Origin of the sequence: Streptomyces venezuelae (assembly GCF_008642375.1) — a bacterium.
Lineage (GTDB): Bacteria > Actinomycetota > Actinomycetes > Streptomycetales > Streptomycetaceae > Streptomyces > Streptomyces venezuelae_G.
On the sequence record NZ_CP029194.1, the window covers coordinates 236,529 to 262,246 of the forward strand.

The 25,718-nt window shown below is 70.4% G+C and carries 25 protein-coding genes and 1 pseudogene; 9 read left to right on the forward strand and 17 right to left on the reverse strand.

The window, feature by feature from the left end; all coding sequences use genetic code 11:
• Positions 1–35 precede the first annotated feature (35 nt).
• Complete coding sequence (locus DEJ46_RS01105; protein ID WP_150263576.1) at positions 36–806, forward strand: transposase; 771 nt, start codon at positions 36–38, stop codon at positions 804–806.
• Between the two features lie 133 nt (positions 807–939).
• Positions 940–1,506: a hypothetical protein gene (locus tag DEJ46_RS01110; RefSeq protein WP_223834445.1), complete on the forward strand. Its 567-nt coding sequence runs from the start codon at positions 940–942 to the stop codon at positions 1,504–1,506.
• A 40-nt stretch (positions 1,507–1,546) separates the two neighbouring features.
• Here DEJ46_RS01110 and DEJ46_RS39595 read toward each other — a convergent pair.
• The 5 genes and pseudogenes from DEJ46_RS39595 to DEJ46_RS01140 form a co-directional block, all read right to left on the reverse strand.
• Positions 1,547–2,271 (reverse strand): annotated as a pseudogene (locus DEJ46_RS39595) (IS5 family transposase); the annotation flags it as partial.
• A gap of 166 nt (positions 2,272–2,437) precedes the next feature.
• A complete protein-coding gene (locus DEJ46_RS01125) occupies positions 2,438–3,889 on the reverse strand; it encodes an RNB domain-containing ribonuclease (protein WP_150263582.1) in 1,452 nt (483 codons plus the stop codon).
• Between the two features lie 128 nt (positions 3,890–4,017).
• Positions 4,018–4,623 (reverse strand): GNAT family N-acetyltransferase, encoded by a 606-nt coding sequence (locus tag DEJ46_RS01130; RefSeq protein ID WP_190622372.1) that lies wholly within the window; start codon positions 4,621–4,623, stop codon positions 4,018–4,020.
• The gene (locus tag DEJ46_RS01135; protein WP_150263586.1) at positions 4,616–5,233 is read right to left on the reverse strand and encodes a hypothetical protein; all 618 of its coding nucleotides are present in this window, start codon (positions 5,231–5,233) and stop codon (positions 4,616–4,618) included. Before DEJ46_RS01135 ends, DEJ46_RS01130 begins: the two co-directional genes overlap by 8 nt.
• A complete protein-coding gene (locus DEJ46_RS01140; protein WP_150263588.1) occupies positions 5,223–5,858 on the reverse strand; it encodes a TetR/AcrR family transcriptional regulator in 636 nt (211 codons plus the stop codon). The genes DEJ46_RS01135 and DEJ46_RS01140 overlap by 11 nt, the downstream gene beginning before the upstream one ends.
• A gap of 192 nt (positions 5,859–6,050) precedes the next feature.
• Here DEJ46_RS01140 and DEJ46_RS01145 point away from each other — a divergent pair, with 192 nt between their 5' ends.
• Positions 6,051–7,283: a PP2C family protein-serine/threonine phosphatase gene (locus DEJ46_RS01145; protein WP_150263589.1), complete on the forward strand. Its 1,233-nt coding sequence runs from the start codon at positions 6,051–6,053 to the stop codon at positions 7,281–7,283.
• Positions 7,284–7,402: 119 nt separating this feature from the next.
• Positions 7,403–7,969, forward strand: coding sequence for a DUF4291 domain-containing protein (locus DEJ46_RS01150; RefSeq protein WP_150263591.1), 567 nt, complete (start codon positions 7,403–7,405; stop codon positions 7,967–7,969).
• Positions 7,970–8,025: 56 nt separating this feature from the next.
• On the opposite strand, the gene DEJ46_RS01155 is transcribed toward DEJ46_RS01150, so the two are convergent.
• From DEJ46_RS01155 to DEJ46_RS01190, 8 genes are all read right to left on the reverse strand, one after another.
• Complete coding sequence (locus DEJ46_RS01155) at positions 8,026–8,739, reverse strand: esterase/lipase family protein (protein ID WP_223834446.1); 714 nt, start codon at positions 8,737–8,739, stop codon at positions 8,026–8,028.
• Positions 8,740–8,910: 171 nt separating this feature from the next.
• Complete coding sequence (locus tag DEJ46_RS01160; RefSeq protein ID WP_150263593.1) at positions 8,911–10,200, reverse strand: MFS transporter; 1,290 nt, start codon at positions 10,198–10,200, stop codon at positions 8,911–8,913.
• Complete coding sequence (locus tag DEJ46_RS01165; protein ID WP_150263595.1) at positions 10,197–10,736, reverse strand: ArsR/SmtB family transcription factor; 540 nt, start codon at positions 10,734–10,736, stop codon at positions 10,197–10,199. The genes DEJ46_RS01160 and DEJ46_RS01165 overlap by 4 nt, the downstream gene beginning before the upstream one ends.
• Positions 10,737–10,835: 99 nt before the next feature.
• On the reverse strand, positions 10,836–11,480 hold the full coding sequence (locus tag DEJ46_RS01170; RefSeq protein WP_150263597.1) for a dihydrofolate reductase family protein: 645 nt from the start codon (positions 11,478–11,480) through the stop codon (positions 10,836–10,838).
• 283 nt (positions 11,481–11,763) lie between these two features.
• The gene (locus DEJ46_RS01175) at positions 11,764–12,876 is read right to left on the reverse strand and encodes a polyprenyl synthetase family protein (protein WP_150263599.1); all 1,113 of its coding nucleotides are present in this window, start codon (positions 12,874–12,876) and stop codon (positions 11,764–11,766) included.
• Positions 12,877–13,007: 131 nt separating this feature from the next.
• Complete coding sequence (locus DEJ46_RS01180; protein WP_150263601.1) at positions 13,008–14,156, reverse strand: tetratricopeptide repeat protein; 1,149 nt, start codon at positions 14,154–14,156, stop codon at positions 13,008–13,010.
• Between the two features lie 264 nt (positions 14,157–14,420).
• Positions 14,421–15,071 carry a DUF4360 domain-containing protein gene (locus DEJ46_RS01185; protein ID WP_150263602.1) on the reverse strand — a complete coding sequence of 217 codons (651 nt, stop codon included), beginning with the start codon at positions 15,069–15,071 and terminating at the stop codon, positions 14,421–14,423.
• Positions 15,072–15,467: 396 nt separating this feature from the next.
• Entirely contained in the window at positions 15,468–16,199 is a 732-nt protein-coding gene (locus DEJ46_RS01190; protein ID WP_150263604.1) for a carbonic anhydrase, read from the reverse strand.
• Positions 16,200–16,432: 233 nt separating this feature from the next.
• On the opposite strand from DEJ46_RS01190, the gene DEJ46_RS01195 reads away from it, so the two are divergent.
• The gene (locus DEJ46_RS01195; protein ID WP_150263606.1) at positions 16,433–17,170 is read left to right on the forward strand and encodes a VOC family protein; all 738 of its coding nucleotides are present in this window, start codon (positions 16,433–16,435) and stop codon (positions 17,168–17,170) included.
• A gap of 54 nt (positions 17,171–17,224) precedes the next feature.
• Here the strand turns inward: DEJ46_RS01195 and DEJ46_RS01200 are convergent, their stop codons facing one another.
• From DEJ46_RS01200 to DEJ46_RS01215, 4 genes are all read right to left on the reverse strand, one after another.
• A complete protein-coding gene (locus DEJ46_RS01200; RefSeq protein ID WP_150263607.1) occupies positions 17,225–17,665 on the reverse strand; it encodes a VOC family protein in 441 nt (146 codons plus the stop codon).
• Between the two features lie 311 nt (positions 17,666–17,976).
• Positions 17,977–18,684, reverse strand: a complete 708-nt coding sequence (locus DEJ46_RS01205; RefSeq protein WP_150263610.1) for a hypothetical protein — start codon at positions 18,682–18,684, stop codon at positions 17,977–17,979.
• 200 nt (positions 18,685–18,884) lie between these two features.
• Positions 18,885–19,568 (reverse strand): response regulator, encoded by a 684-nt coding sequence (locus tag DEJ46_RS01210; RefSeq protein ID WP_150263611.1) that lies wholly within the window; start codon positions 19,566–19,568, stop codon positions 18,885–18,887.
• Entirely contained in the window at positions 19,565–20,704 is a 1,140-nt protein-coding gene (locus DEJ46_RS01215) for a sensor histidine kinase (RefSeq protein ID WP_150263613.1), read from the reverse strand. Before DEJ46_RS01215 ends, DEJ46_RS01210 begins: the two co-directional genes overlap by 4 nt.
• A gap of 203 nt (positions 20,705–20,907) precedes the next feature.
• On the opposite strand from DEJ46_RS01215, the gene DEJ46_RS01220 reads away from it, so the two are divergent.
• The 4 genes from DEJ46_RS01220 to DEJ46_RS01235 all read left to right on the forward strand — a co-directional run bounded on the left by DEJ46_RS01220 (position 20,908) and on the right by DEJ46_RS01235 (position 25,700).
• Positions 20,908–21,231, forward strand: a complete 324-nt coding sequence (locus DEJ46_RS01220) for a DUF6223 family protein (RefSeq protein WP_150263615.1) — start codon at positions 20,908–20,910, stop codon at positions 21,229–21,231.
• A 166-nt stretch (positions 21,232–21,397) separates the two neighbouring features.
• Positions 21,398–23,269, forward strand: coding sequence for an FG-GAP-like repeat-containing protein (locus DEJ46_RS01225; protein ID WP_190622374.1), 1,872 nt, complete (start codon positions 21,398–21,400; stop codon positions 23,267–23,269).
• 133 nt (positions 23,270–23,402) lie between these two features.
• Complete coding sequence (locus DEJ46_RS01230; protein ID WP_150263619.1) at positions 23,403–24,344, forward strand: squalene/phytoene synthase family protein; 942 nt, start codon at positions 23,403–23,405, stop codon at positions 24,342–24,344.
• A gap of 165 nt (positions 24,345–24,509) precedes the next feature.
• Entirely contained in the window at positions 24,510–25,700 is a 1,191-nt protein-coding gene (locus DEJ46_RS01235; protein WP_150263621.1) for a 4-hydroxybenzoate 3-monooxygenase, read from the forward strand.
• Positions 25,701–25,718: the final 18 nt, after the last annotated feature.

Here is a 25,718-nt window from a genome sequence, read left to right on the forward strand (position 1 = left end):
AGAAGGCACCTTAACCGGCCTGGAATGATCTTGTTGTGGCTGGTGTGATCACGGCATCGGAGCCGTCCTGGATAGCCCCGTTCACCGGGCTGAGCCCAAGGCAGTTCGGGAAGCTGGTGACCGTTCTGCGGCGCCAGGGTGCGGATGCCGTTCGCAAGGGCCGGCCGTGGAGTCTTCCGCTGGAGGACCGGGCCCTGCTGGTCGCGGCCTACTGGCGCACGAACCTGACCATGCGGCAGCTCGCGCCGCTGTTCGGGGTCTCGAAGTCGGCGGCGGACCGCATCATCGACCACCTCGGGCCGATGCTCGCTCTCCAGCCCCGCAAGCGGTTCGCCAAGGACGCCGTGCTCATCGTGGACGGCACCCTGGTCCCCACCCGCGACCACACCATCGCCGAGCGGTCGAAAAACTACCGGTACTCCACCAACCACCAGGTCGTCATCGACGCCGACACCCGCCTGGTCGTCGTGGTCGGCCGGCCGCTCGCCGGGAACCGCAACGACTGCAAGGCGTGGGAGGAGTCCGGCGCCAAGGCCGCCGTCGGCAAGACCCTCACGATCGCCGACGGCGGCTACCCGGGCACCGGACTCGTCATCCCGCACCGCCGACAGCGCGGCCAGAGCGAACTCCCGGACTGGAAAGAAGAGCACAACAAGTCCCACAAACAGGTCCGAGCCCGCGTCGAGCACGTCTTCGCCCGCATGAAGACCTGGAAGATCCTCCGCGACTGCCGCCTCAAAGGCGACGGCGTCCACCACGCCATGCTCGGCATCGCCCGGATGCACAACCTCGCCCTCACCGGATAGGCAAGCGGGCCGCTCGGCGGCCAACCACGCCAACGCAACCAGAAGATCATTTACGGGACAGCCCTTAGGGCGTTTCCTTCGGATCTTCCCGTCGGATTGCTCTGAGTAGAGCCGCATGGACGATCATGGGGCCGTGAGCACGGATTATTGGGCGGTCCTCGGGGACTCCGAGCGGGACCAGTGGCGGTACGTCCCACTCCAGACCATTGGGCCACTGGATTTCGGAATGAGTCGGGAGGCCGCCGTCGCCGCCATGGCGGGGCAGGGCTTCACTGCGAAGCAGCACGACATGGGGGGTTGGCACTCGACGGGCCGTACACAGTGGCGGGTCGAGTTCTCCAAACCGCAGCCGGTCTGGGGAAGCCGGCCAGCGGTGAAGTGCTACTTCATCGAAGGCGCGGGATTGACGTGCGTGCTGGTCGATGGACGGCTCGGCCCACAGGTCACCCACGAGGGAATCCGTCTGATCGGCCGGGTTCCCTCGGAACTCTTCGAGGACATGGAGTCCTACGCGGTCCGGCACGACGTGGGGCTCCGTTCCAGTCCAGGAGGCGATCTGTTCGTCGACGGATTCGCAATTGAGCTGGGAGCACAGCGTGCCGGCGATGCCGCGGTGACCTGGGCGCTCTTCTGCAATCCCGGAGAGATTGCGGGCACGTCCTGGGACATTGCCCCCGCAGAAGTCTGGCACCACTGGTAAGGCGCCTGGAACCGGGCTCAGCCTGGCTAGCCGTATCTGGTCACCTCGTCGACCAGATGAATATGCCCGCAATGTGGAGAGCGGCGAGGTAGATGGTGGCGGTCTTGTCGTAGCGGGTGGCCAGGCCGCGCCATTGCTTGATCTTGTTGATGCACCGCTCGACGGTGTTGCGCTGCTTGTAGGCGTCACGGTCGAAAGCCGGCGGACGGCCGCCGAGCCGGCCGCGCCGTTTGCGGTTGGCGACCTGGTCGGCGGGCTGCGGGATCACCGCCCGGATCCCGCGCTGACGCAGATGGGTTCGGATTGCGCGCGACGAGTATGCCTTGTCGGCCAGGACCACATCCGGGGTGGTCCTGGGCCGACCGATCGGCCGCGGCACCCGTAATTGGGCCATGATCTCGGAGAACGCGGGCGCGTCACCGGCCTGACCAGGCGTGAGGACGAACGCGAGCGGGCGGCAACGGCTGTCCGCGGCAAGATGGATCTTCGTGGTCAATCCACCACGGGACCGTCCGAGAGCATGGTCCTCCGGCTCGCCGGCCGGAGCCCCTTTTGACGAGCCCCGGCGGCGTGCTGATGTGCGCGGACGATGGTGGAGTCGACCGCGACGACCCAGTCGAGGTCGCCTTCGGCGTCGGCCTGGGCGAGCAGGGCCGTGAAGACTCTCTCCCAGGTGCCATCGGCGGCCCATTTCCGCAGACGGTTGTGGGCGCCCTTCCACGAGCCGAAGTGCTCGGGCAGATCCATCCACGGCAACCCGGTGCGGCGGCTCGATCCTCGCCCACTGGGCATCAGTCAACGACACACATCAACCAACGATCGGATGATCCGAAGGAAACACCCTAGGGGCCGCCTTTCGGATCATGCCGGGCTCGCGGGGCCTGGCATGATCCGAAAGACAGGCCCTAGGACCGCCGGAGGGGGCGGGTGGCTACACCTTCTTGAACACGACCTTGTGCCTGTCGGAGGAGAGGGGGTCGGCCAGCGTGAGCTCGGCCTGGACGCTCGCGCCCAGTTTGAGTTTTTCGCCCGAGGTGATCTTGCCCATCACGGCGGGTTCCGCCAGGTGCACCGTGCCTTCCTTCGGCTTGTTGAACTCCGCGTCGGTGTTGATGATCGTGCCACCGAAGATCTGGCCCTCGCGGTTCTTCAGCACCGCGGCCTCCGCCAGGTCGACCGCGCCCCGGTCCGCCAGCTTCCCCTTGCCCCGGGCCATGTCGCACGGCAGGCAGTGCAGAGCGTCGAGCACCCAGTTCGGCGGGGGCTTGTCGGCGCACGCGGCCACGCACAGGGCACCGGTGTACCGGTCGATCAGGCGCCGCAACGGGGCCGTGACGTAGGTGTACGGGGCCGCGATCGCCGCGTGGGATGTGTGCTGCGGGAGGTTGTGGTCGCGGAAGGTGGTGTACTCCGCCTTGAGCAGCATGGCGGTGGCCTCGCTGAGGAAGGCCATGTGCTTCCGGTCAGCCGGGTTGAGGGAGTTGACCAGTGCGGCGTACTTGACTCCGGGCTGCCAGTCGATGCCCAGGCACTTCGCGAGGCCGTGCACGCGCGCGACCACCTGCTCGTCGGTCTGCTCCTTCTGGGTCCGCAGGATCCCGGTACCGCTGTCCAGCATGATCTGGGCGGCGGCCATTCCGGTCATGAGGGAGATCTGCTCGTTCCAGCCCTCCACGGGCAGTGTCGCCACGTAGCTCAGCCGGAACGATCCGCCCTGAAGCGTGACCTCCTGGTCCGGCAGGTTCACCGACACCGCGCCGCGCGCGGCCTCGACGGCCTCCCGCAGCCGGCCGATCTCGCGCAGCAGGGCGACCGGCTCTTCGGCCGTGCCGGCGTCGATGTCCTGCTGGACGCCCGCGTAGTTGAGCTTGGCCTGGCTGCGGACCTTGGCCCGGCTGACGGTCGAATCGGTCACGTTGCCGTCGGCGTCGAGGTCGTGCTGCCACAGCAGGGCCGGGACGACCTGGCCCGGAAGCAGGCTGGCCGGCCCCTCGGAGATCGACGGCGGATACAGGGGCACCTTGAGATCGGGGAAGTACAGCGTCTCGATCCGGTCGCGTGCCTCGACGTCCAGCGGCCTACCGGCCTTGACGAAGGCCGCCACGTCGGCGATGGCGTAGTGCACGCGGTAGCCGCCGCCGGCCCGCCGCTCCAGGTACATGGCCTGGTCGAGGTCCTTCGAGGTCGGCGGGTCGATCGTGAACAACGGCAGGTTGGTGGCGTCCTTCGCGGGCAGGTCGACCTCGCCCACGGCTTCGTCCGCCGCTCGGAGCACGTGCGCGGGAAATTCCGCAGTGGCCTTCAACTCTGCCCGAAGCTGCTGCAGTCCCTTGAGCAGGGCCTCCTGGGCCTCGCGGGACATGTGCATCTGGCTGCGTCGCATACCCCGAGCGTAGGACCGCGACCACGAAGCGGCTCTGTGAGCGAGGCCAGGTGGGGGAAGCGAGGAGCAGCGACCCCAGGAAGCCCGTGGATGTGGGGAGGGCGGGCAGCGACGGAGGTGTCGTCCTGTCAGGTGGGACCTGGCCTCGCCATCGCCGTGACGGTCAGCGGGCCCAGTACCGTCCGCTGCAGCTCTGTGAAGCCGAAGCGGCGGTAGAGAGGGACGTTCGCCGGATCAGCCGTGGTCAGGAAGAAGCCCGCCGGGGCAGGTGCGGTCGCCAGTACGTGATCAAGGAGGAACCGTCCGGCGCCGCGCCCCGCGCTGTCGGGGCGTGCCCCGATGAACTCCAGGGTCCACGCGCCTGTCGGGACCAGGGCTTCGGCGTGGTGCAGATAGCGCAAGGTCTTCCCCAAGGCGGACGGCCCGCATCGCAGGCCCGTCCGCGCCGCCCAGGCCGCACGGGCCGGAATTCCCGGCGCCGCGCCCGGCGGTGTGAGGACCGCCGCGGCGACCGGCCGGGCGTCCGACGTGGTCGTGGCTGCGTACCGGAGGGCACCGGGGAGTGTCGCGTGGGTCCGTAGCGTGGTGTCGAACCATTGGGTCCTCAGCGTCTGCGACGCACCGCAGATCCACGAGAGGGCCGGTTCCCGGTGGAAGGCCGCGGCCAGGGTGCGGGCGCAGGTGGCGGGATCCGGACGCACATCGATCCTCCACGGCGGGGTGGTCTCACCCACGGCGTCCACGCTCCAGGGGCGCCTCCGGGACGAGATGACAGACAAGCAGTTTCAGGAAGAACAGCGGTGCGAACCAGCCCAGTACGTAGGGAACTTCGAGCCAGAACAGATTCACCAGGACTGCGGCCGTCAGAGCGATCATCGAGACGGGGCGCTTGAGGTGCACCGGCGTGAACTCCACGATGACCGCTCCTGTGAGCAGCAGTGCGGCGTTGCCCAGCGTCCAGCGCCAGTCACCGGACAAGACGATCAGCCCCACGGCCAGGAGATGGAGCACGTGAGCGGAGACGAACAGGAGCCGTGACCTCCTGGTGCGTGGGTCGGGGCGGTGGTACCAGCGTTTCGCGGCGTTGGTCGCGTTGGTGAGCACTCCGCCGATGAGGTCCAGTCCCACCAGCGCCACCACCGCGCACTGCGGTACCGACCACTCGTGCCAGGCTCCGGAGGCCCGGATCCCGGCGACGAGGAGCAGAGCGCATGCGGCCAGGCCTGCGATCTCCACCACCGTCTCGGAACGCGTTCTGCCCGGCCCCATGAACCGTTCCACACGGCCCGCGAATCCCGGCGGGGTCTCGGGTATGTCCCAGACGACCTCGAGGTCAGTGCGCATCGGCGTTCCCGTCGTCGAAGAACGATCCGGTCTCGCTCCACAATCCGCGGAGCAGGCGCCAGAGTTGCGCCCCCTCGGCCCCGTGCGGGCCTGTGGGCGTGGGTGACGCCTTCATGCGGGCGACCGCCCAGGTGTCAGCGGCTCTGACGACCGCCGCGGTCACGGTCACCAGGAGCTCGTGGTCCACGTCGGTGCGGATCACGCCCAGCCGCTGGCCGTCCGAGACCAGGTCGTCGAACCACGCCAGCCACGGTCCGGTCTCACCGCGTGTGTGCCCGATGGCCGCGTCGGCGAGGGCGAGGTCGTCCGGGTGGCCTTGCAGATGTGCCGCGAGCGCGGAGGCGCCGATGTCGAGGCGGGACCAGAAGTCCGCCGCGTCACGGGCCGCGACCCAGGGGCCGAGCGCGCCGAGCAGCCGGCCCAGTACGCCGTCGAGCACAGCGGAGAGCAGGTCCTCGCGCCCGTCGAAGTAGTGGTACGCCGCGGTCTTCGAGAACCCCGCCGCTTCGATGATCCTGTTGTACGAGGCGGCTTCGGTGCCGTGGTCGGCGAAGTGGCTGCGCGCGATGGCCAGGATCAGTTCCTGACGCTCGGCGGGAAGTCGATCGAACCGAGGGAGAGGCATGGACTCATGATACGCACCGATGGTGTGTACTGGTAGTACACACCATCGGTTTCCCTGTGAGCCGAGGTTCGCCCACAGGGCCGAACGGGTGACGGCCCGAGTCCGCAGATCACAGGACTTCGACCGCCGCGGCGCGTTCGCTTCTATCGTGGAACTGCACACGGTGGGGTCGGCGTTGAGGCGGGCAACGGAATGAACGATCAGAAGCAGGTCGACTACGCAGCCGTGTTCCAGGCTCTGCCCGGCATGGTCGCCCTGCTCACACCCGACCTGGTGTACGTCGACGTCAACGAGGACTTCGCACGGCTCGCCGGGCGCCCCCGCGCGCAGCTCGTCGGCCGCTACATCTTCGACGCCTTCCCGGAGAACCCCAACGACCCCGCCGCCGCGGGAATGCGGGAGACCGAGGCGTCGATGCTTCGCGTGGTCGCCACGGGCGAGCGCGACACCATGGCGATGCTCCGCTACGACATCGAGGATTCCGATCGGCCGGGCCAATGGCAGGAGCATTTCTGGAGCCCCGTCAACGCTCCCGTACCCGGCCCCGACGGACAGGTGGCGATGATCGTGCACCGGGTGGAGGAGATCACCCCGCTCATCCGCGCCCGCGGAGGCCTGGGGGACACCACCGAGGCGGCAAGGCTGGAGGCCGAGCTGTACACGCGCTCCCGGGAGCTGCAGGAAGTCAACGAGCGCCTGCGCAAGGCACACGCCCGGGAACGGAAGGTGGCGCTGGCCCTCCAGGCGGCGATGCTGCCCTCCCCCGATCCCGTCGGGCACCATCGGACGGCCGTGCGCTACCGCCCCGCGGTGGGCGGCCTCAACGTGTGCGGTGACTGGTACGACCTGGTCGGACTCCCCGGGGACCGTATGGCGGTGGCCGTGGGAGACGTCGTGGGCCACGGCCTCAGCGCGGCCTGTGTCATGGGGCAACTGCGCAGCGCGCTGAGCGCGGCCACGCTCGTCGCCGACGGCCCGGCCCAGGCGCTCGACGCCCTCGGTCTCTACGCCCGCTCCGTCGAGGGCGCCGAGTCGACCACTGCGGCGACCACCTTCATCGACTGGAACAGCCACACCCTGACCTACAGCAGCGCCGGCCACCCTCCGCCCGCACTGCTCACCGCCGGCGGCGACGTGATCTTCCTCGACCGGGCGACCGACCCGCCGCTCGGCGCCCGCCCGGACCACGTCCCCCGACCTCAGGCGACCGTTTCCTTCGACGAAGGCGCGACGCTGGTGATGTACACGGACGGCCTGATCGAGCGTCGGACGGAGGACATCGACGCCGGCCTCGCGCGTCTCACCGACTCCCTGAGCCGGCGCGGGCGAGAGGACCCCGACACCCTGGCCGACAGCCTCCTGGCGGACCTCCTGAACACCGACGGGAACACCGATGACACGGCGCTCGTCGTCCTCCGCCTGTGAATCCCCCGACTCGGCACGCCGATCATGTGGACGCCGGCCGACCCGATCCGAACCTGCCCGGGCGCGGTGAGGCGAAATCGGCTCGCCACGCCGGCGGACCAGATGGCAGGGTGCGGCGCATGACGCCCCAGTATCAGATTCGTGCCGACTACGACGCTCACACGATCGTGGTCCATCAGGCGTACTCGCCTGTCATCGCTGACGCGGCGCTGAGGGCGGGCCGTTTCGTTGCGCCGTTCTCGTTCCACCGAATGACGTGGATCAAGCCCTCGTTCATGTGGCTGATGCACCGCAGCAACTGGGCCCGCAAACCGGGCCAGGAACGTGTTCTGGCGGTGCGGATCACCCGGGAGGGCTGGGAGGAGGCCCTGTCCCAGGCCGTGCTGACGACCGCCGACCCGGCAGCGGTGGCCCAGGCACCCGTACATGTCCAGTGGGACCCGGAGCGTTCGCCGCGCGGAGCGGCACTGAACCACTACAGCATCCAGGTCGGCATCAGCCGCGACCTGATCCGCACGTTCACCGACGACTGGATCGTCGGTCTCACCGACCTCACCCCCCAAGTCCGCAAGGCCGCGACACTGATACAGACCGGGCAGGCCGCCAAGGCACAGCGGCTGTTTCCTGCGGAGCGCGCCTACCCGATGCCCCTGACACTCGAAGGCATCGTCTTCCCAGGCAAATAACGGCGGACCGGTGAGGTCCGCCCACGGACCGTACTGCGAGCACTTCGATGCACGCCCTACGAGCCCAGGAACGCGCGCACGCCCTGGGAGACGGCGTCGTCGCCCAGGAGGTCGTTGTGCGCGAGGCAGCCGGCGGCGTTGTTGGTCGCACCGGTCAGCGGCACGCTGCTGTCGGGGTTGATGACCTCGTCGCAGTTCGACCACCAGGTCGCGTAGCGCACGGCCCCGGGGGTCTCGTCGCCCGCCGCGAGACCCTTCTGGACATAGGACCCGGGGGTCATGTCGCGGCAGGCCTGGTCCCACAGCGCGCAGGCCCATGCGGTGCTGGTGCCGTGGTTCGGGCCGGCCAGGGAGGCCCAGTGGGCGACCGAGGCCTGACCGGCGGGGTCGTACTTCAGGTACCAGCGGGTGACGAGGCTGCCGAAGGAGTGGGCGACGAGGTCGACGCGGCTCGCGCCGGTCTGCCGCTTCACGCCCTCGACGTACGCGGCGAGTTCACCCGACAGGACTTCGTTGACCGACCGGTGCGTGTCGTATCCGAAGGAGAAGAGCTCGGCGTCGGTGTAACCGTCGGCCTTGAAGTCCTCGCGCAGGCCGCCCCATACGCCGGGGTCGGCGTTGTAGCCGTGGACGAAGACGACCGGGGTGCGGGCGACCGCGCTTCGTTCGGGCGCCTGGGCCCGGACCGTCGCGGTGGGCACGAGCAAGGCCACGACAACGGCCAGCACCGGAACGGCGATCCTGGCGGCGACACTGGAACCGGGCTTCAACACACTTCTCCCTACGACGTGTTACGCACGAGTAGTCACGAGCATGGTGAGGCCTCGGAGCCTGGATGAACAGGCCTCGTACACAGCTGCACAGCTGCACAGCGCCTCGCGCACAGCCCACTCGGCCGACGGTCACGGCGCCGACCAGGGACTCAGTGACCTCGCGGAGCCCTACGCAGCACCCTCCCGAACGGGGTCGCGGGATTCCGGGTGAACGGGATCATCGGCCGGGGCGGCGGCAGCCCGCAGTGCCGCCTCGACCCGGCGGTTGCTGGTCATGGTCGCGGTGACGGCGGTCATCGTGAGGAGGAGGCCGGCGGCGGTGTAGAGCGGGGTGCGTACGTCGTGGGTGGTGGCCAGCCAGCCGCCGAGGAACGCACCGAACGGGGCGGCGCACATGGCGAGCATGCGGGAGGTGGACGCGACCCGGCCCATCAGGTGGGCGGGGACGATCGCCTGCCGGAGGGAAGGACCGAGCACCATCGTGGCGCCCATGCCCGCTCCGCAGACGGCGAGCGCGAGGCCGGCGACGTACGGGTTCGGGGCGGCGGCAAGGCCCAGGATGGCGAGTCCCTCGACCGCGGCCGTGCAGGTCAGAGCGGTTCCGGTGCCGAGTCGTCGGCCGAGAGAGGAGGCGATGGCCGCGCCGAGCAGACCGCCTGTGGCCTCCGCCGTGAGGAGCAGGCCGAAGCCGAAGGCGCCGATGCCGAGCCGGTCGTGCGCGAAGAGGGCCAGTACGGTCTCCACGGCGAGGAAGGCGACGTTCCCGACCGCCGGACGCAGCGCGAGCCCGAGCAGCAACTGATCCCTGAAGACGTACGAGGCACCGGCCCGTGCCTGCCGCAGCAGCGACTCACGGGCATGCGGTACGGGCCGGGGTACGGCGGGCAGCGACCGTACGAGCAGTGCGGAGACCGCGAACGAGACCGCGTCGGCGAGTAGCGGTACCGCCCGCCCGAGCGCGAGCAGGGCACTGCCGGCGGGCGGCCCGGCGAAGCCTGACGCGGCGGTCTGGGCGCCGCGCAGACGGGAGTTGGCGCGCTCCAGGAGCGCGGGGTCGCGGCCGAGCAGATCCGGCAGATAGGCCGTGGCGGCCGTGTCGAAGAAGAGTCCGCCGAGGCCGAGGAGGAACGCGACGGCCGCGAGGAGTGGAACGCTCAGCACGTCGAGCGCGGCCGCTGCCGCCGGTATCGCGAGCAGCACCGCGCGCGCCGCGTCCGTGACCCACATCGTGCGCCGGCGGTCCCAGCGGTCCACCAGCGCACCGCCGAGCACCCCGAAAAGCAGCCACGGCAGCGTTCCGGCGGCCGTGACGACGGCGAGCGCCATCGGATCCCGCGTCAGCGTCAACGCGAGCAGCGGCAGCGCCGCATGAGTCACCCCGTCACCGAGCGAGGACACCGTCTGCGCGGTCCACAGCCGACCGAACCCGGTCGGCAACTTCCGGACGTCTGAGGTCACTTGGCGTCTCCTTCGGCCTGGTTGCGCGGTGCAGGGTGGAACAGCGCGAAGACGAGCGACGCGTCCGGCAGCGACGGGTCGGAGAGCTCCCGGTACTCGTCCGCCAGCGCCTGCAGCCGCTCCCCCAGTTCTGCGAACTGCGCTTCGGTGAGCCGCAGATGCGCCATCCGTACATGCCGCTCGCCATCGGCCGGCGCGGCCTCCAGGTCCGCCACCGCATGCCGCATCAGCACATCGGGACCGCCTTCGCCCGGATCCGGCAGCACGATCGCCTGCGCGGCCATCGCGTAGTACCGCTCGGTGACACCACGGACCTTCCGCGTTCGTACCACCTTCACCAGGCCGGCCCGTTCGAGCAGCCGTACGTGGTAGCTGGAACTCCCCTTCGCGAGGCCCACTCGTTCGGCGATCTGCGTGATCGTCGCGGGCTCGAAACGGAGCACGGCCATGATCCGGTGACGCGTGAGGTTGGAGACGGCGCGTAGCTGCTCGTCGGTGGTGACGTGGAACGTGTCGGGAAGATCATCGTGAGGCATGGCCCAATGGTCAACGTTTCTTGACCATTACGCAAGGGGTTTTGCGCGCACGTCGCAGCGCGGGATGCGCCGACCCACCCTGACCCGGCGGGGGGAGCTTCAGCCGTCGCTTCCGAGGCCGCGGTCGGGCAGGCTCATGTCCCCCGTCGATGGAGTGCCGTCGGCGATCCCGTAGCGCAGGAACACAGTCCCCGTCGGGCTCGCCGCCGGGGGTGCGAGGAGCTTGACGTTGGTGGGCACCGCGCCGTCATCGAACACCTTCTTCCCGACCCCGAGCACGATCGGGTGCAGCCAGAGGTCGAGGCGGTCGAAGAGCTTCTCGCGCAGCAGGGTCTGCACGAGGTTCAGGCTTCCTACGACCTTCACGTGCTCGTGCCGGTCACGGATCTCCCGCACCGCGGCGGCGAGGTCCGGGCCGAGCTGCGTGGATCCGGCCCACGACAGGTCGGGCCTGCCACGGGAGGCCACGTACTTCGGGACGCTGTTGAACAGCGTGGCGAACTCGGCGTCCTCGCCGCCCTCCTGGTGAGGCCAGTAGCCGGCGAAGATGTCGTACGTCCTCCGGCCCAGCAGGAGGGCGTCCGTGCCCTCGTACGCGGCATCGATCTGCGCCCCGGCGACCTCGTCCAGCAGGGGCGCCTGCCAGCCGCCGAACGGGAATCCCACCGGGTCCTCGTCGGGGCCGCCGGGCGCCTGCCCGACGAGGTCGAGGGTCGCGAACATCTCGATGGTGATGAGGCCCATGGCTTGCTCCCGATGCGTCGGTTGTCTCCGTCAAGAGATAGCCCCGGCGGGAGGCCGCCGACTCGTCGACGCGACGGAACCCGGCCCACCCCGGTCGGGGGTTGGGCCGTCCGGCCGAATGGGGTGGCGAGCCGGTCGAGGGCCGGTACGTCGTCAGGTGCGGGTCTCGCCGTCGCCTCGATGGACACGGAAGCGGCCCGACCGGCGGGCGGCTGCTGCCGCTCCACCGGCCGGGCCGAGCCACCTCAGGGCCAGGGTCAGGACCGGGGCCAGGGCCGTGGTGTCACCAGGTACGGTCCAGCAAGTGGGTCAACAGCACGTCCAGTTCCTGTGCTGCGGGGTGCTTCAGCGGCGCCTCCCGCAGCGTGCGGTGAGCCGCGTCCAGGTGCCGGCGCGCCTCCTCGCGGGTCCCGGTCCGCCCGCCGGCCTCCTCCACGAGCATCGCCGCGTGTTCGGCGGTCTCGCCGTCGATCCGCCCGGCGGAGTCGAGCAGCACCGCGAGTTCGTGCGCGGCCTTGCCTCCGCCGGCCAGCGCGATGAGGACCGGGTAGGTCTTCTTGCCCTGCCGGAGGTCGGCGTGGACGGGCTTTCCGGTCACTCTCGGGTCGCCCCAGATCCCGAGGATGTCGTCCACCGCCTGGAATGCGAGGCCGAGATGGCGACCGGCTCGTTCGAGCGTGGTCACGGTCCTGTCGGGGGCGCCACCGAGGATCGCGCCGAGCGCGAGCGCGCAACCCAGCAGGGCACCTGTCTTGCCCTCAGCCATGGCCCGGTACTGCTCCGGCTCGACCGCGCCGGGTCCGCGCCAAGGGCGCTCCTCGAAGCGCAGATCCTCCGCCTGGCCGGACACGAGCGCGTTCAGGGTGCGGCAGAGGTGCCGTACCGCGGCCGCCGTGTGGTGGCCCGGGGCCTCGGCCAGGCTCGTCACGGCCTGGGCGAGGAGCGCGTCGCCGGCGAGGACGCCGGGGCCGGTCCCGTACGCCTTCCAGACCGCCGGGCGCTGCCGGCGCAGGGCGTCGGCATCCATGATGTCGTCGTGGAGGAGCGAGAAGGTGTGGACGAGTTCGACGGCCACGGCGCCCGGGACCGCGACGGCTCCGTCCGCACCGACGGCCTCGGCCCCGAGCACGGCGAGCGTCTGCCGCACCCCCTTGCCCTCGGACCCGTCGGGGTCCGGCTTTCCGGTCGTGTCGGCCCAGCCCAGCGCGTACGCCGCCATCTCGCCGGTCCAGGGGTGCAACCGGCCCACCGCCTCCACCAGCGCGGGCCGGACCCGGTCGCGGCACCGCGCCAGGAGAGCGGCCGCCGAGGCCTCGGACACATGAGAGGTGCTCACCGTGGTGACGACCGTGGCGCCCGGCACGCTGTTCAGCGAGCGGACCGCCGGGGCGGACATCGGAAGCGCGGACCCCGGGAGACCTGACGCCGGAAGCGCGGACCCCGGGAGACCTGACGCCGGAAGCGCGGACGTCGGAAGGCCTGACGTCGGAAGCGCGGACGTCGGGAGGCCTGACGTCGGGAGGGCGCTCACCGCAACCCCTCCACGTCGGCCTTCCGCAGCGCTTCCGCCCCGACTGCCGGCAGCACCGGTGCGGCTGCCCCCGGTCCGTCACCGGCGTGATCCGGCAGTGGGCCGACCCCCAGCTCGGCCGCGGCCTTGTCCACCATGTCCCGGGCGTGCCGCAGCCCGATGCGGTCCAGCGTCGTGCGGAGTACGGCCAGATCCCCGGCGGTGTCCGCGGCGTCGCGGCCCAGGCGGGCTTCGGCCTTGACCAGTCCCAGTCGCGACAGTGCCGTCCCCCGCGGCTCCTCCATCTCGCGGAACTCCTCCAGCGCCTGCGCGTACCACTCTCGGGCCTGCTCGTAGCGGCCTGACCGGTACAGCACGTTGCCCCGCATCTTGTGGTTGTAGGCGAGCGCACTGGCCAGCCGTATCTCCCGGCACGCCTCCTCCGCCTGCGACAGCAGGGACAGGGCCCGCTCGACGTCCCCGTCCCGCACGGACACCACGTCGGCGATGCCCCGCAGGGCCCACGCCCATCCGCGTCGGTCCTCGGCGCGCGACGCCGTCTCGGCAGCCTCCTCGAAGAGGGCCAGGGCCTGGTCGTACGAGCCGGTGTTGCGGTGCATCTGCGCTATGCCCTCCAGCGCCCAGACAGTGTGCCGGGCCTCCCCGCGGCGGCGGGCCTCGGCCAGCAGCTGTTCGTGCAGCCTCCCGACCGCCTCGTAATCGCCCTGGATGCGTCCGGTCTCGGCGAGTCCCGCCAGCGAGTACCCCCGCACGACGACGTCTCCGCCCCGCTCCCCCATCTCGGCCGCGAGCCCGAGCAGCCGGTAGGCCAGCCTGAGCGCACCACGCTGGCGGGCGAGTGTGCCGCCGCTCCACAGCGCCCACGCCATGGCCCCCTCGTGGCCGGCCGAACGCGCAGCCCGGTAGCTCGCCTTCCACGCCCGGTCGGCCTCCTCGATCCGCCCGAGCCTGCGGCACGCCTCCGCCACGGCCAGCCCGCAGCGCGCCATCTCCCGCAGGTCCCCGGCCTCCTCCGCCGCCCGGAGCTCCTGGACGCCCCGGGCGAGCACCTCGGGCAGAGAGGCGTTCACGGACAGCGACCCCAGCGCCCCCTGGTACTCCGGCGCCGACGCCATCGCCGGCCTCTCCGTCACCTGACCTGCCATCAGAACCTCCTCGGGTCGACTCGACGATCAAGCCGACGCGAGGATCAAGACGGCTGTCCCGGGCCCAGGTTCCCCATCGGTCGCAAAGTCCGTCTCGGTACGGGCACCGGGTCATCCTCAAGTACTACGCCCTGGTCGGAGCTCCTCAGTGAGACGTACACCGGCGCGGTTCCGGCGTGCGAGTGAGGTCTCGGTGGCGACGGCAGGGCGGCGGGAGCGGCGGCCGGGCGCGGTGGTGGCGGTGCGCCGCGGCCGCCGCATGCGTCAGCCGGCCGGGCACTCCTTCCACGCCAGGTGGTAGACGGTGCTGATGTCACCGTCCGTGGAGTCCATGGTCATGTAGCTGGTGGCGCCCGGACTCGACGTGCCGGCGTTCACGCGGAGCTCGGTGTTGATGTTGAAGTTGCGCTGCACGCCGCAGGGCGCCCAGACCAGTTGTGCCCAGTCGGTTTCGTCGGTCGCCTGCCAGTTGTCCTCGTACGGGCCCCGGAATGTGTGCGTGCGGGAGGCCGTGCTGGGCGAGCCCTGGAAGTAGTACGAGGCCTTCTCCGTGCTGCTCGCTCCGCGCTGGAGCGAGGCGTAGCCCCGGTAGTCGGCGCTGGCGATCGCGTACGTGAATCCCTGGGGCACGTGCACCAGGAGGTTCAGCTGGCAGTTTCTGCGGGCCGCCGTGGGAGAGGAACCGCCGCCCACCTGCGCGAGGTACTCGCTGTAGGTGACGGTGAAGGCGGTGTTGTCCTCGGAGACGGCTATGGCGGCGGTGCCCAGGGGGCAGCCGGATCCGTTCACCGTGGCGATGTCGATGACGATCCTGTCCGGCGGCGGGTCGACGATCGACGACGGGCCGGCTCCGGCGGGCAGGGCCGAGGCGAACAGGGCGGCGACGGCCCCGCTCACGAGCAGGGGAAATCTCATGTTTCTCCCATCCGGTGCTTCGGTCCCCGACGGGCACGGGCACGTGGGTGCGCCCGCGCCACGGGGCTGGGAAATGCGGCGCGCCACGCTCATGTGCGGTGGCCGTCACGGCCCTACCGCGGTGGAGACTCGGCGCACGGAAACGGAAGGGTCGGAAATACGCAGTGGGGTAGTCCAACCGGCAACGGTTGAAATATCATGCGTATGAACTCTGTCCGACCACCCCGCCGGTGTGAGCAGGGATGGTCGAATGCTAGGGGCCCGTGCACGTCGAGGCAGGGTGGCGCCCAGCCAATAACCGCCTTGCGGATCACCACTTTTTGGCGTGGAAGGGCGCATGGGCTTCCTGAAGCCGACAGCCCCGGCCCGCGCCTCGACCGTCTCGGCGCGTCTCGATCAGTCGACCGGATGGACGAGTTGACTGGTCAGTTCGTAGCGCGCGCCGACGATCGCCAACCGTCCCGCCGTGATCCTCGTGGCGAGGTCGGGCTCCGCGGCGAGCTGTGACCGCACACGCCGCACCTGCGCCGATACGGTCGCGTCGATGCGGGCGGCTCCTTCGTGCGAGTGGTCGATCGCGGGCTTGATCTGGTCGGCTATGTATTGGATGTGTGCGGGAAGCGGCTCACCGGTCTGCTCCGCGTGTACGGCTGCGGACACGGCGCCGCACGACTGGTGCCCGAGCACCACGACGAGCGGGATGCCCAGCTCCAGAACTCCGTACGCCACGCTGCCCAGCACCGCCTCGTCCAGGACCTCTCCCGCGGAACGCACGGTGAGCAGATCGCCCAGGCCTTGGTCGAAGACGAGCTCGGGCGCGACGCGGGAGTCGATGCAGCCGAGGACGACGGCGAACGGATGCTGTCCGGAGACCATCTCCCGCCGGACGGCGCGCGATTCGTGAGGGTGTCGCTCGTGGTGGGTGCGCCAGCGCCGGTTGCCCGCGTTCAGCTCGCGTAAGGCCGCTGCAGGGGTGGCGGGCCGCGGCCTCTCGTGCGCCCGAGGTGCGGCCGAAGCCGCGGGAAGGTCCCATGCCCAGGACCCTGCGGTCAGCGCCGCTCCGGTGAGGGCGGTGCGCAGCAGTGTGCGGCGCGAGGAGGAAGAGGCCGCGGCAGGGCTCTGGGACATGTGAGATTCAGAGGAAGAAGGAGTCACACGAGGAACGTACGACCCTGTGAGGGCCGCCCGGTTTCTCATTGCTCAACGCGCAGAACGTCTTTGACGATTCTTGGGCTGCTTCTTCGAGTGGGGAGGGGCCGTGCCGTTCGAGGAGGGCTCCTGTGGGCCGACGACGGCCGGCATCTCCGAATCGAGCCCATCACGGCGGGCCCGGGCAGGCGACGGCTTCTAGGATCTGAGGCATGACAACGAGGCTCGTGCAGATCAATATGACGGCCCGGGACGACGTGGCGCTCGGCCGGTTCTGGGCGGAGGCACTCGGCTGGGGTGTGGACAGCGAGGGACCCGGCGTGACGAACCTCGAACCCGTGGGCTTCGTCTATCCCGACCCCGTGGCCGTCTGCATCGACATCGTCGCCCGCCCGGAACCCAAGACGGTGAAGAACCGGGTGCACCTGGATCTCGCCACCACCTCTCCCGCCCATCAGGCGGAGCTGGTCGCCCGCCTGAAGGGTCTCGGCGCTACCCTCGCCGACGTGGGCCAGGGCGACGTCCCCTGGACGGTCATGGCCGATCCGGAGGGCAACGAGTTCTGCGTACTGGAGCCCCGTCCGGTCTACCGGGAAACCGGCCCGGTCGCCGCGGTGGTCGTCGACTGCACCGACCCACGGGAGATGGCACGGTTCTGGGACGAGGCGATGGACTGGACGCTGCACGAGGTCACCGACGAAAGCGCGGCCCTGCGTTCCGGCAAGGGCGTCGGCCCCTACCTGGAGTTCATCCGCACCCCCGACACCAAGAGTGTGTGGAACCGCGTGCACCTCGACATCAGCCCCTACCCCGGTGACGACCTGGCAGCGGAGGAAGCCCGGCTGCGCGCACTGGGGGCCGGCGACCCGGGTATCGACCAGTCCGCGATCTCCTGGACGGTTCTGACCGATCCGGAAGGCAACGAGTTCTGCCTCCTCACCCCACGCTGACACGGTGCAGAAGGCCGGTTGCCACGTTCGGCTGCATGGTTCGGCTCCTCCTTCTCAGCCCAGCTGCTCGGCCAGTCCGACGATGATGCCGTCCGGGCCGCGGAGGTAGCAGAGCAGGTAGCTGTCCTCGAACCGGGCGATCTCGCCGACGAGTTCGGCACCGTGAGGACGCAGGCGGGCAACGGTGTCCTCGATGTCGTCGACAGCGAACATCACGCGGTGCGTGCCCAGAACGTTGTGCGGCCGGTTGCGCGGGCCCGCGCTGATCACCGCGGGGTTGTGGTACTTCGCCAGCTCGATCCGGCTGTGACCGTCCGGGGTCCGGACCATCGCGATGTCACAACGGACGCCTTCGAGTCCCGTGCACCGGTCGGCGAAGAAGCCCTCGACCTCCCCTCTGCCCTCCAGCTCCATGCCGAGTTCCACGAAGAACGCGATGGCGGCGTCCATGTCCTCGACGACGATGCCGACGTTGTCCATCCGCTGAATCGCCATGCCGGTTTCTCCCTCTTCCTCGTACGGCCGGTGGTGGCCGCTGATGTCCCTGGGGCGGAGCCGGTGACGCATTCTCGACATCCGCAGGCCGTCGGACTCTGCGATTCTGCATCGCTCCTAGGGGGTGTCCGGAAGGCAGCGCCGTCTGCCCGCGGGCCAGGCGGGACTTTCCGGACACCCCCTGGGCCCGTGCACACGCTGCAGCTCGTGTACGGGCCTTGGTTCCGCCTCGAAATGGCCGGGCGACCGACCGCAGCCGTCGTCCGGGACGTGATCATCCACGGCCACCCGACCGGGTCGGCCGCGTTCGGTCAGCTGAGGGAGCGGTTCGCCGAGCTCTCGCCGTGCACCTCGATCCTGTTGGCGTTGACGTCGTCCAGCACGCCGATGATGCCGCTGTAGCGTGGCGAGGTGCCGGAGTTCACCGGGAGGAGCAGGGTGTCCTGCGCGTAGATCACCGCCTCGCGCACGTTGTCGAGCCCCAGCGACCGGGCGGTCCTCGACCTGATCTCCGTGCCGGCGTTGATGCGCCTGGTGGCCAGGTTGAAGTAGACGGTCAGAAGCTGCTTGCCCAGGATGCTCTTCGGCGCGTTGCTGCCGTTGAACGCCGCCGTGCCCTCGCTGACGGACAGGGCCCCGTCCCGGTCGGTGGACGTGGTGGCCGAGTCGGTGACCGGCGCGAAGGTGCAGGCTCCGCCGGCGTTCCGGTAGCTCACGGACCCGGTGTCGGTGTACGTCGTGCCGGCCAGTGCCAGAAGCGTCGGCCGCGCCGTGAAGACGATCCGCAGCTCGCCGGAGTTCGCCGGCACCGCACCCACGTTCCAGACGAGGGTGCGGGTCCCGTCGCGGTTGAGCGTCACCGAACTGGGCTTGGGGCCCGTGCCGAGGTCGAGCGCCCGGCTGTAGTAGACGCCGGCCGGCAGGGTGACGGTGACACCCGAGGCGTCGCCGCTGCCCGTGTTCGCTGGACCGGTCGGCGGGGGTTCCGAAGAAGCCGGTGCAGGGCCCGGGGGCAACACGCTCCGTAACCACCATAGTGTCCGGCAGGGCGTCGCCGACTCGGCGGCATCCGAGGATGGTCCGATCGTCGGCTGCGTGGTGCTCTGATCAACCCGTGCCCTGCCCTCGCACGAGGACGTGGTTCGCCCGCGTTTGCACCGCGACCACCGTCGGCGAACCCTGGTGGTTCTCCACCTGGCCGCGCCCGGAACCAGTGTGATCAGGGGGAGGAAGGGGCACAGCCGCCTGGGGTGACCAGGCCGGATTCATAGGCGAGGACGACAAGTTGGGCGCGGTCACGGGCGTGGAGCTTGGCCATGGCCCGGTTGATGTGGGTCTTCGCGGTCAGCGAGGTGATCACCATGCTTTCGGCGATCTCATCGTTGGACAGACCCCTCGCGACCAAGGTGACGGCCTCGCGTTCGCGGCCCGTCAGGTCTTCCAGCGCCGTGCGGTTCCCGGTACCGGCGGCGTGCGGCTGGGTGACGTACTGGTTGATCAGGCGGCGGGTGACGGAAGGGGCCAGCAGGGCGTCGCCACGCGCGGCGACGCGCACAGCGTGCAGAAAGTCCTCCGGCAGGATGTCCTTGACCAGGAATCCGGCGGCGCCGGCGCGCAGCGCGTCCAGGACGTACTCGTCCATGCCGTAGTTGGTCAGGATGACGACGTGGACCCCGGCCAAGGCGGGGTCTGCGGCGATGCGCCGCGTCGTCTCGATGCCGTCGAGGACCGGCATCTGGATGTCGACGAGCGCGACCTCGGGCAGGTGCTGTCGGGCCAGGGCCAGCGCCTCCTCCCCGTTGCCTGCCTCGGCCACCACCTCGATGTCGTCCTCGAGATCGAGGAACGCGCGGAAGCCGCTGCGGATGAGTGGCTGGTCGTCGACCAGCAGGACACGGATCACGACGTGCGTCCCATGGTGTGTTCCACGGGGAGTTCGGCCCGGACGGTGAAGCCGCCGCCGTCGCGTGGTTCGGCACGCAGCCGACCGCCGAGGGCGGTGACACGTTCGCGCATCCCGAGCAGTCCGAGCCCCGGCGGCGGGGCGCTGCCCGGCGCCGCTTTGCCGTCGTCGTCGACGCGCACCGCGAGGACGTCCGGACGGCAGTCGATCCGGACCGAGGCCGTGGCCGCGTCGGCGTGGCGGGCGACATTGGTGAGGGATTCCTGGACGATCCTGTAGACGGTCCGCTCCACTGCGGTCGGCATGCCGTGCGGCTGTCCCTGGATCGTCAGCGTCGCGTCGAGGCCGAAGTTCCGGGCCCGCTCCACCAGTTCCGGGATGTCGTCGAGCCCGCGAGGGGGCGTCGTGTCGTCGTCGCGCAGCGCCTCCAGGGTGGCGCGCAGCTCCCTGCTCGCCTCGCGCCCGGCCTCCTGGATCGCGAGGAGGGACGTCGACACCTCCTGGCCCTGCTTGCGGGCCACGTGCACGGCGGCCTCCGCCTGGACCTTGATGACCGAGATCTGGTGAGTGAGCGAGTCGTGCAGCTCCCGGGCGATGCGGAGCCGTTCCTCGTCTGCGCGGCGCCGGGCCGTTTCCTCACGGGTGCGCTCTGCCTCCTCCGCCCGCCGTTCGGCCTGCCGCAGTGCCTCTCCCGCGGAGCCGGCCGCGATCAGCCAGGCGATTTCGAGGGCGCCCCGGGCCTGCGCAAACGCCTCGCCCGTGTCGTGCAGCCCCGAGGCCAGCGCCGCAAGCGGAAGCAGGACCAGTACGACCACGCTCGCCGCGATCGTCTGGAAGCGGTGCCCGGACCTCACGGCCGCGTACACCGCGAACAGGTACGCGACGGCGGGCACATCGAATCCGGCCGCCTGGTACCCGATGGCGCACAGCCCACTGACAGCCAGCACCATCACGGGCGCCCGGCCACGGGCGACCAGCGCGAGTCCACCGGCCGCCAGCAGCCCGACCCCGACCAGGTCCGTGCCCGCGGCGGCAGACCCCCCGGACAGCCCTGTGGTCACGAGCGCCACCGCCACACCCACAGCGATGACCCAGTCCCCGTACCGGGCCCACGCACCCGCCCACCCTGCCTTCATGCAAGGACCCTAACCGGCCACGGCCGCAGGCAAGTCCCCCTCGCGGAGGAGCAGGCGACTACCGCACCTGCGGTAGAGGCGGCGTGCCTGCCGCACCTGCGGCAGGGCGAAGTGTCTGCGGCTGCCGGACGACCGGAGTCCGGTCCGGCGGGCACGATCTGCACCACCCGAACAATGCCGGGCCCTACGACAAGGAGCACTTCATGTCCGCCGACCACCTGCTCGCTGCCAGCGTCTACACCTTCGGCCTCGGTCGCCTCGGCGCCACCACCGGCGCTCTGCTCGGCCTCGCCGGCGTGATCATCGCCTGGCGAGCCCTGGCCCGCCCCACCAGCCGGCCCGGCGCTGTACCGGCCATTGCCGCGGGCCTGATCGGCCTCACCCTCGGCGGGCTGGTCGCGGCCACCTCCAAGGGCGACCTCGGCACCGGCAACGGCCTGGGCGGCGCCTACGTCGCCCTGGTCCTCGGCCTGATCGCCACGGGCCTCGGCGGCTTGGCCCTCTCCCGCTCCCGCCGTGCCTCCTGACGGCTACGAGCACACCGATGCGCCGGTGCCCGGCCGGTTGACGCTCCCTCACCGGGCGAGGGTCGGCCATCACCCGGTCGGCCCTCGACCGCGTCGCATTTTCGGTGCGAACTGACGTTCAGTAATGTTCGTCTTCTTTTCCACGACTCTCCGGCAAGGGGTTCCCATGCGAAGGTTCGGGCTGTTCCGCGCCCTTCTCGCCTCGTTGGCCTTCATGTGCGCGGCCGCGACAGTGACGGTGCCTCTCGCGCAGGCCGCGGATACCGTGACCTCGTCGACCGCACCGCCCGTCAGGACGTACACGTACAACATCTGTGGCAGCGGCGGAACTCAGGGGTGCCTTGTCTCCGCAGTGGAGAACAAAGCCCGGCACGACGCGATCCTGGCGGAGACCGGAAGCGGCTGGAGCGCCGACTACATATTTCTCGTCGAAATCTGCCGGTACCAGTTCAACGGCATGAACACGAGCCTCACTTCTCGCGGTTACACGGGCCGGTACGTCGAGACCGTCCCGGCCGGCAGCCTCGGTCCGGGGTGCAAGGATCCGGTCGGGAGCACCACGCCGAGCTACGGGATGGCCCTGTTCGTCAGGGGGCAGTTCATCGCCGGCACCGACCTCTCCCTGGACACCGGGGCAGCCATCCTCGGCACCGTCGGCCCCGTCGCGGTCGGCCCCGTCACCGCCGAGGACATCAAGGCTCCTTGCATCAAGGCCTGGGTGCAGTACAGGCCGACCTGGGCCTGCTCCGTGCACCTCTGGTGGGGAACTCCGACGGCGCCCGACTACCCCAGCCCCGCGACCCCCGACGCGCTCGCCGCGTACAACGACAGGGTCGCGCGGAACCAGGTGATGGTCCGCGAGGCCGATCTCCTGGCCCGTAAGGCCAAGGAGTGGGAGGACTCGGGCATCCCCGTCGTCCTGGGCGGTGACTTCAACTCCTCGCCTTGGGGCGATGTGCTCGATCGGTTCTACGAGCCGGGCGCCGGCGGCGGCGCGTACGGCACGTTCGTCGAGGCCGACGAGACCGATCGCGATCACTTCAGCGGGAACAGTGACTGCGTCGGCCCCTCGGTCGTGCGGTGCCGCATGGGGGACTTCACGAAGTTCGACGCTTCGCACGCGACGAGGGTGCAGAAGCTCGACTACACCTTCTTCAGCTCCCGGTACTTCCGCGGTGTCGTCGGTGACGTTCCCGTCGAACCCAGGACTCCGGGAGGTCAGTGGATCTCCGACCACCTGCCGGTACGCGCCGCCGGATTCTGGACGGACTGCGGCCCGTACGGCACCGCTCCCGGCGCTGTGCACCGGCGGGACGGGGTCGGTGGCCTCTACCGCTACGAGGGTCGCGTCAGTGGTGAGAGCACCGCTCTCGCCAAGCCGTGCAAGGTCGGCAGCGGATGGACGGGCATGAAGCTGGTCGCCCGCCAGGGGACGACGCTCGTCGCCGTCGACACCACGGGCGGCCTGTGGCACTACCCCGTCAGCGCGGAGGACGGTTCGTACGCCGGTGGCGCCCGCCGCCATCCGGCCGGCACCGGATTCCAGGACGACAATCTGCTCCTCGCCCCGGGCGACTTCGACGGCGACGGCACCGCCGACCTGATCACCCGCGACACCACTGGCGGCCTCTGGCTCCACAGGGGGACGGGCGAGCACAGCTACGCCCCGCGCACGCGGATCGCCGACACCGGCGGCGACTGGGCCGCGTACCGGTCCGTGGTCGCCGCGGACTTCGCCCATGGGGCGGGCGGGGTCCAGGGCACGACCGACCTCATCGCCATCGACCAGCTCGGCACCCTCTGGCTGCTGGAGGGCAACGGCGACGGAACGCTCGGACAGCGCAGGACCATCGGCAACAGCTGGCAGGTCTACGACGCTCTTGCTGCGCCCGGCGACCTGAACGGCGACGGAAAGGCCGATCTGATCGGCCGGGAGGCCGATGGCGACCTCTACTTCTACAAGGGCGACGGCACCGGCGGTTACGCCCCGCGCGTCAAGGTCGGATCCAGCTTCCCGACAGGCGAGATGCTCTTCTGACCCGGCCGGAAGGGGCCCGGGTGGCTTCGGTGGCGCCGACCGGCCACCACACCCCTTGCCGACCGGCCCGACCGGACAAGGCCTCGCGACCTGGGGCCCGTAAGCTCGCAGCCGACGGCGACGGGAGATCGGCATGTGGAAGCGGGCCCTGGACCGGGCCGGGATCAGGGAGCCTCGGCTGCGGCGGGACTACACCGAGCAGCGGCGGGCCGTGCGGAGGTTCGCGACGGCCGAGTACGCGGCCGCGCGGCTCCTGCTCCCCGCCCCTCTGGTGCCGCACGTCGTGGCCGCCGTCGCGTTCATGCACGGCACCGACGACCGGATCGACAGCGGGGCGCGGGAGGAACGCGCGGCCGCGCTCTCGGAGTGGGAAGGCCTCGTACGCAAGGCCTTCGCCGACGGCGACTCCGGGCTGCCCGTGCTGCGCTGCCTGGTGCGCACGGCCGAGCTCCACCCGGACGTGCGCGCCTACGTGGAGGAGTTCCTCGAGGGATGCGAGCGTGAGGTCGCATGGCGGACCATCGCCGACGAGGAGGAACTGGAGCAGTACGTGGAGCAGTACTCACTGCCCGCCCTGATGCTCACCGCCTGTCTCCTCGCGCCTTCGGACGCATCGGCGCGGGCCGTGTTCACCGACGGCTGCCATCGGCTCATCCGCGCCATGCAGCGCTTCGACTTCCTGGAGGACCTTTCCGAGGATGTGCGCGCGGGCCGTCCGGGCGTGCCCGTCGACGCGGTGGCGCGCCATGGTGCGGATCTCACCCGGCCCGGTGCGGCGCTGGGCCGGCTCGTCGTGGAGCAGGCGGACCTGGCCGACGTCGACCTGGTGGCGGCGGCCTGCCTCACAGACGTGGTGGATCCTTCGTACCGGCCCTTCCTGCGGGCCCTCATCGGCGTCCAGCGTCTGCGCCTCGATGCGGTACGCCGTGCCGGCCCGTCCCTCGCGACGCGTACCTCCGGCCCCCCGGCACCGGCGGCCGTCGGCCTCTTGCTGCGGGAGGCGGCGGCACGGGCCCGGGGGATCACGGCGTCGCGCGACAGGAAAGGAAGGACCGGCGATGAAGCAGGAGTCTGACGCCGGACATGGACCCAGCAGCTGATCCGATGATCTCCTCGGGTCTCGCCGAACCGGCGGGGCCCGGGTACTGTGGCGACAAAGGAGAATCCTTTTCTCATGGAATGTGGCATTCGGGTGATGATGGACAACTGACGCACTCCCCCGTGCTTAAGATCCACTTTCGTGACAGACAGTCAACACACAGGGGACGGCCGGGAGTCGGCTGACGTCGTCATCCTCGGAGCCGGTCCGGCCGGGCTCGTCCTCGGCAACCTCTTACTGCGAAGCGGCATCGACTGCGTCGTCCTCGAACGCACCGGGCGCGACCACGTCGTGAACCGGGCCCGGGCCGGGTTCCTCGTCCCTCACACCGCGCGCGTACTGCGCCGCCACGGCCTCGACGAGGGACTGCGGCGCCGGGGACGCGAACACGGCGTCTGCGAGTTCCGCACCGAGGACGGGTGCTTCCGGCTGAACTACCGACAGCTCGGGAACGGCGAACCCCACACCGTCTATCCCCAGCACGAGCTCGTGGCCGACCTGCTGGCCGCGTACCTCGGCGCCGGGGGCCGGATCCGCTTCGACACCGAAGCGGTGCAGGTCGGCGACGCGGACGGCGACCGGCCGTGGGTGGAGGCCCGGGAGCCGGACGGTCGGACCGTCCGGTGGCGGGCGACGTACGTCGCCGCCTGCGACGGGCGCCACGGTGCCGGACGGAAGTCGCTCCCGGACGGAGCCGTACGGCATCACCGCGACCACGGGGTCTCCTGGCTGGGACTCCTCGCCGAGGCACCGCCCAGCCTCGACGCCGTCGGCTACGCCACACACCCCCGCGGATTCGCCGGGCACATGGCCCGGTCCACCGACATCACCCGCTACTACCTCCAGTGCGAGCGCGGCACCCCCGCCGACGACTGGAGCGAGGAACGGATCTGGGACGAGCTCGATCTGCGGATGCGGAGCGCCGACCACGGTCCCCTACGCCGCGGGCGGATCGTCCAGCGCGCCGTCGTCGACCTCGAGTCCGACGTGCTCGGTACGCTCCGGCACGGCTCCCTCTTCCTGGCCGGCGACGCCGCCGGCCTCATCAGCCCCTCCGCCGCGAAGGGCGCCAACCTCGCCGTCCTGGAGGCCGAGCTCCTCGCCGAGGCACTCGCCGACGACCTCCACCGCGGCAACCCCGAGCCACTCGCCCGCTACTCGGACCGGTGCCTGACGCACATCTGGCGTGCGCAGGAGTTCTCGCACTGGATGATCGGCCTCCTCCACGGTGCACCGCCGTTCCAGGAGGGCATGCGCCGCTCCCGCATGGAGTCGCTGCGGACGTCCCGTACCCATCAGGACTGGTTCGCCGAGCAGTACGTCGGCGTCTGACCCCTTCCGCGCCCAGCA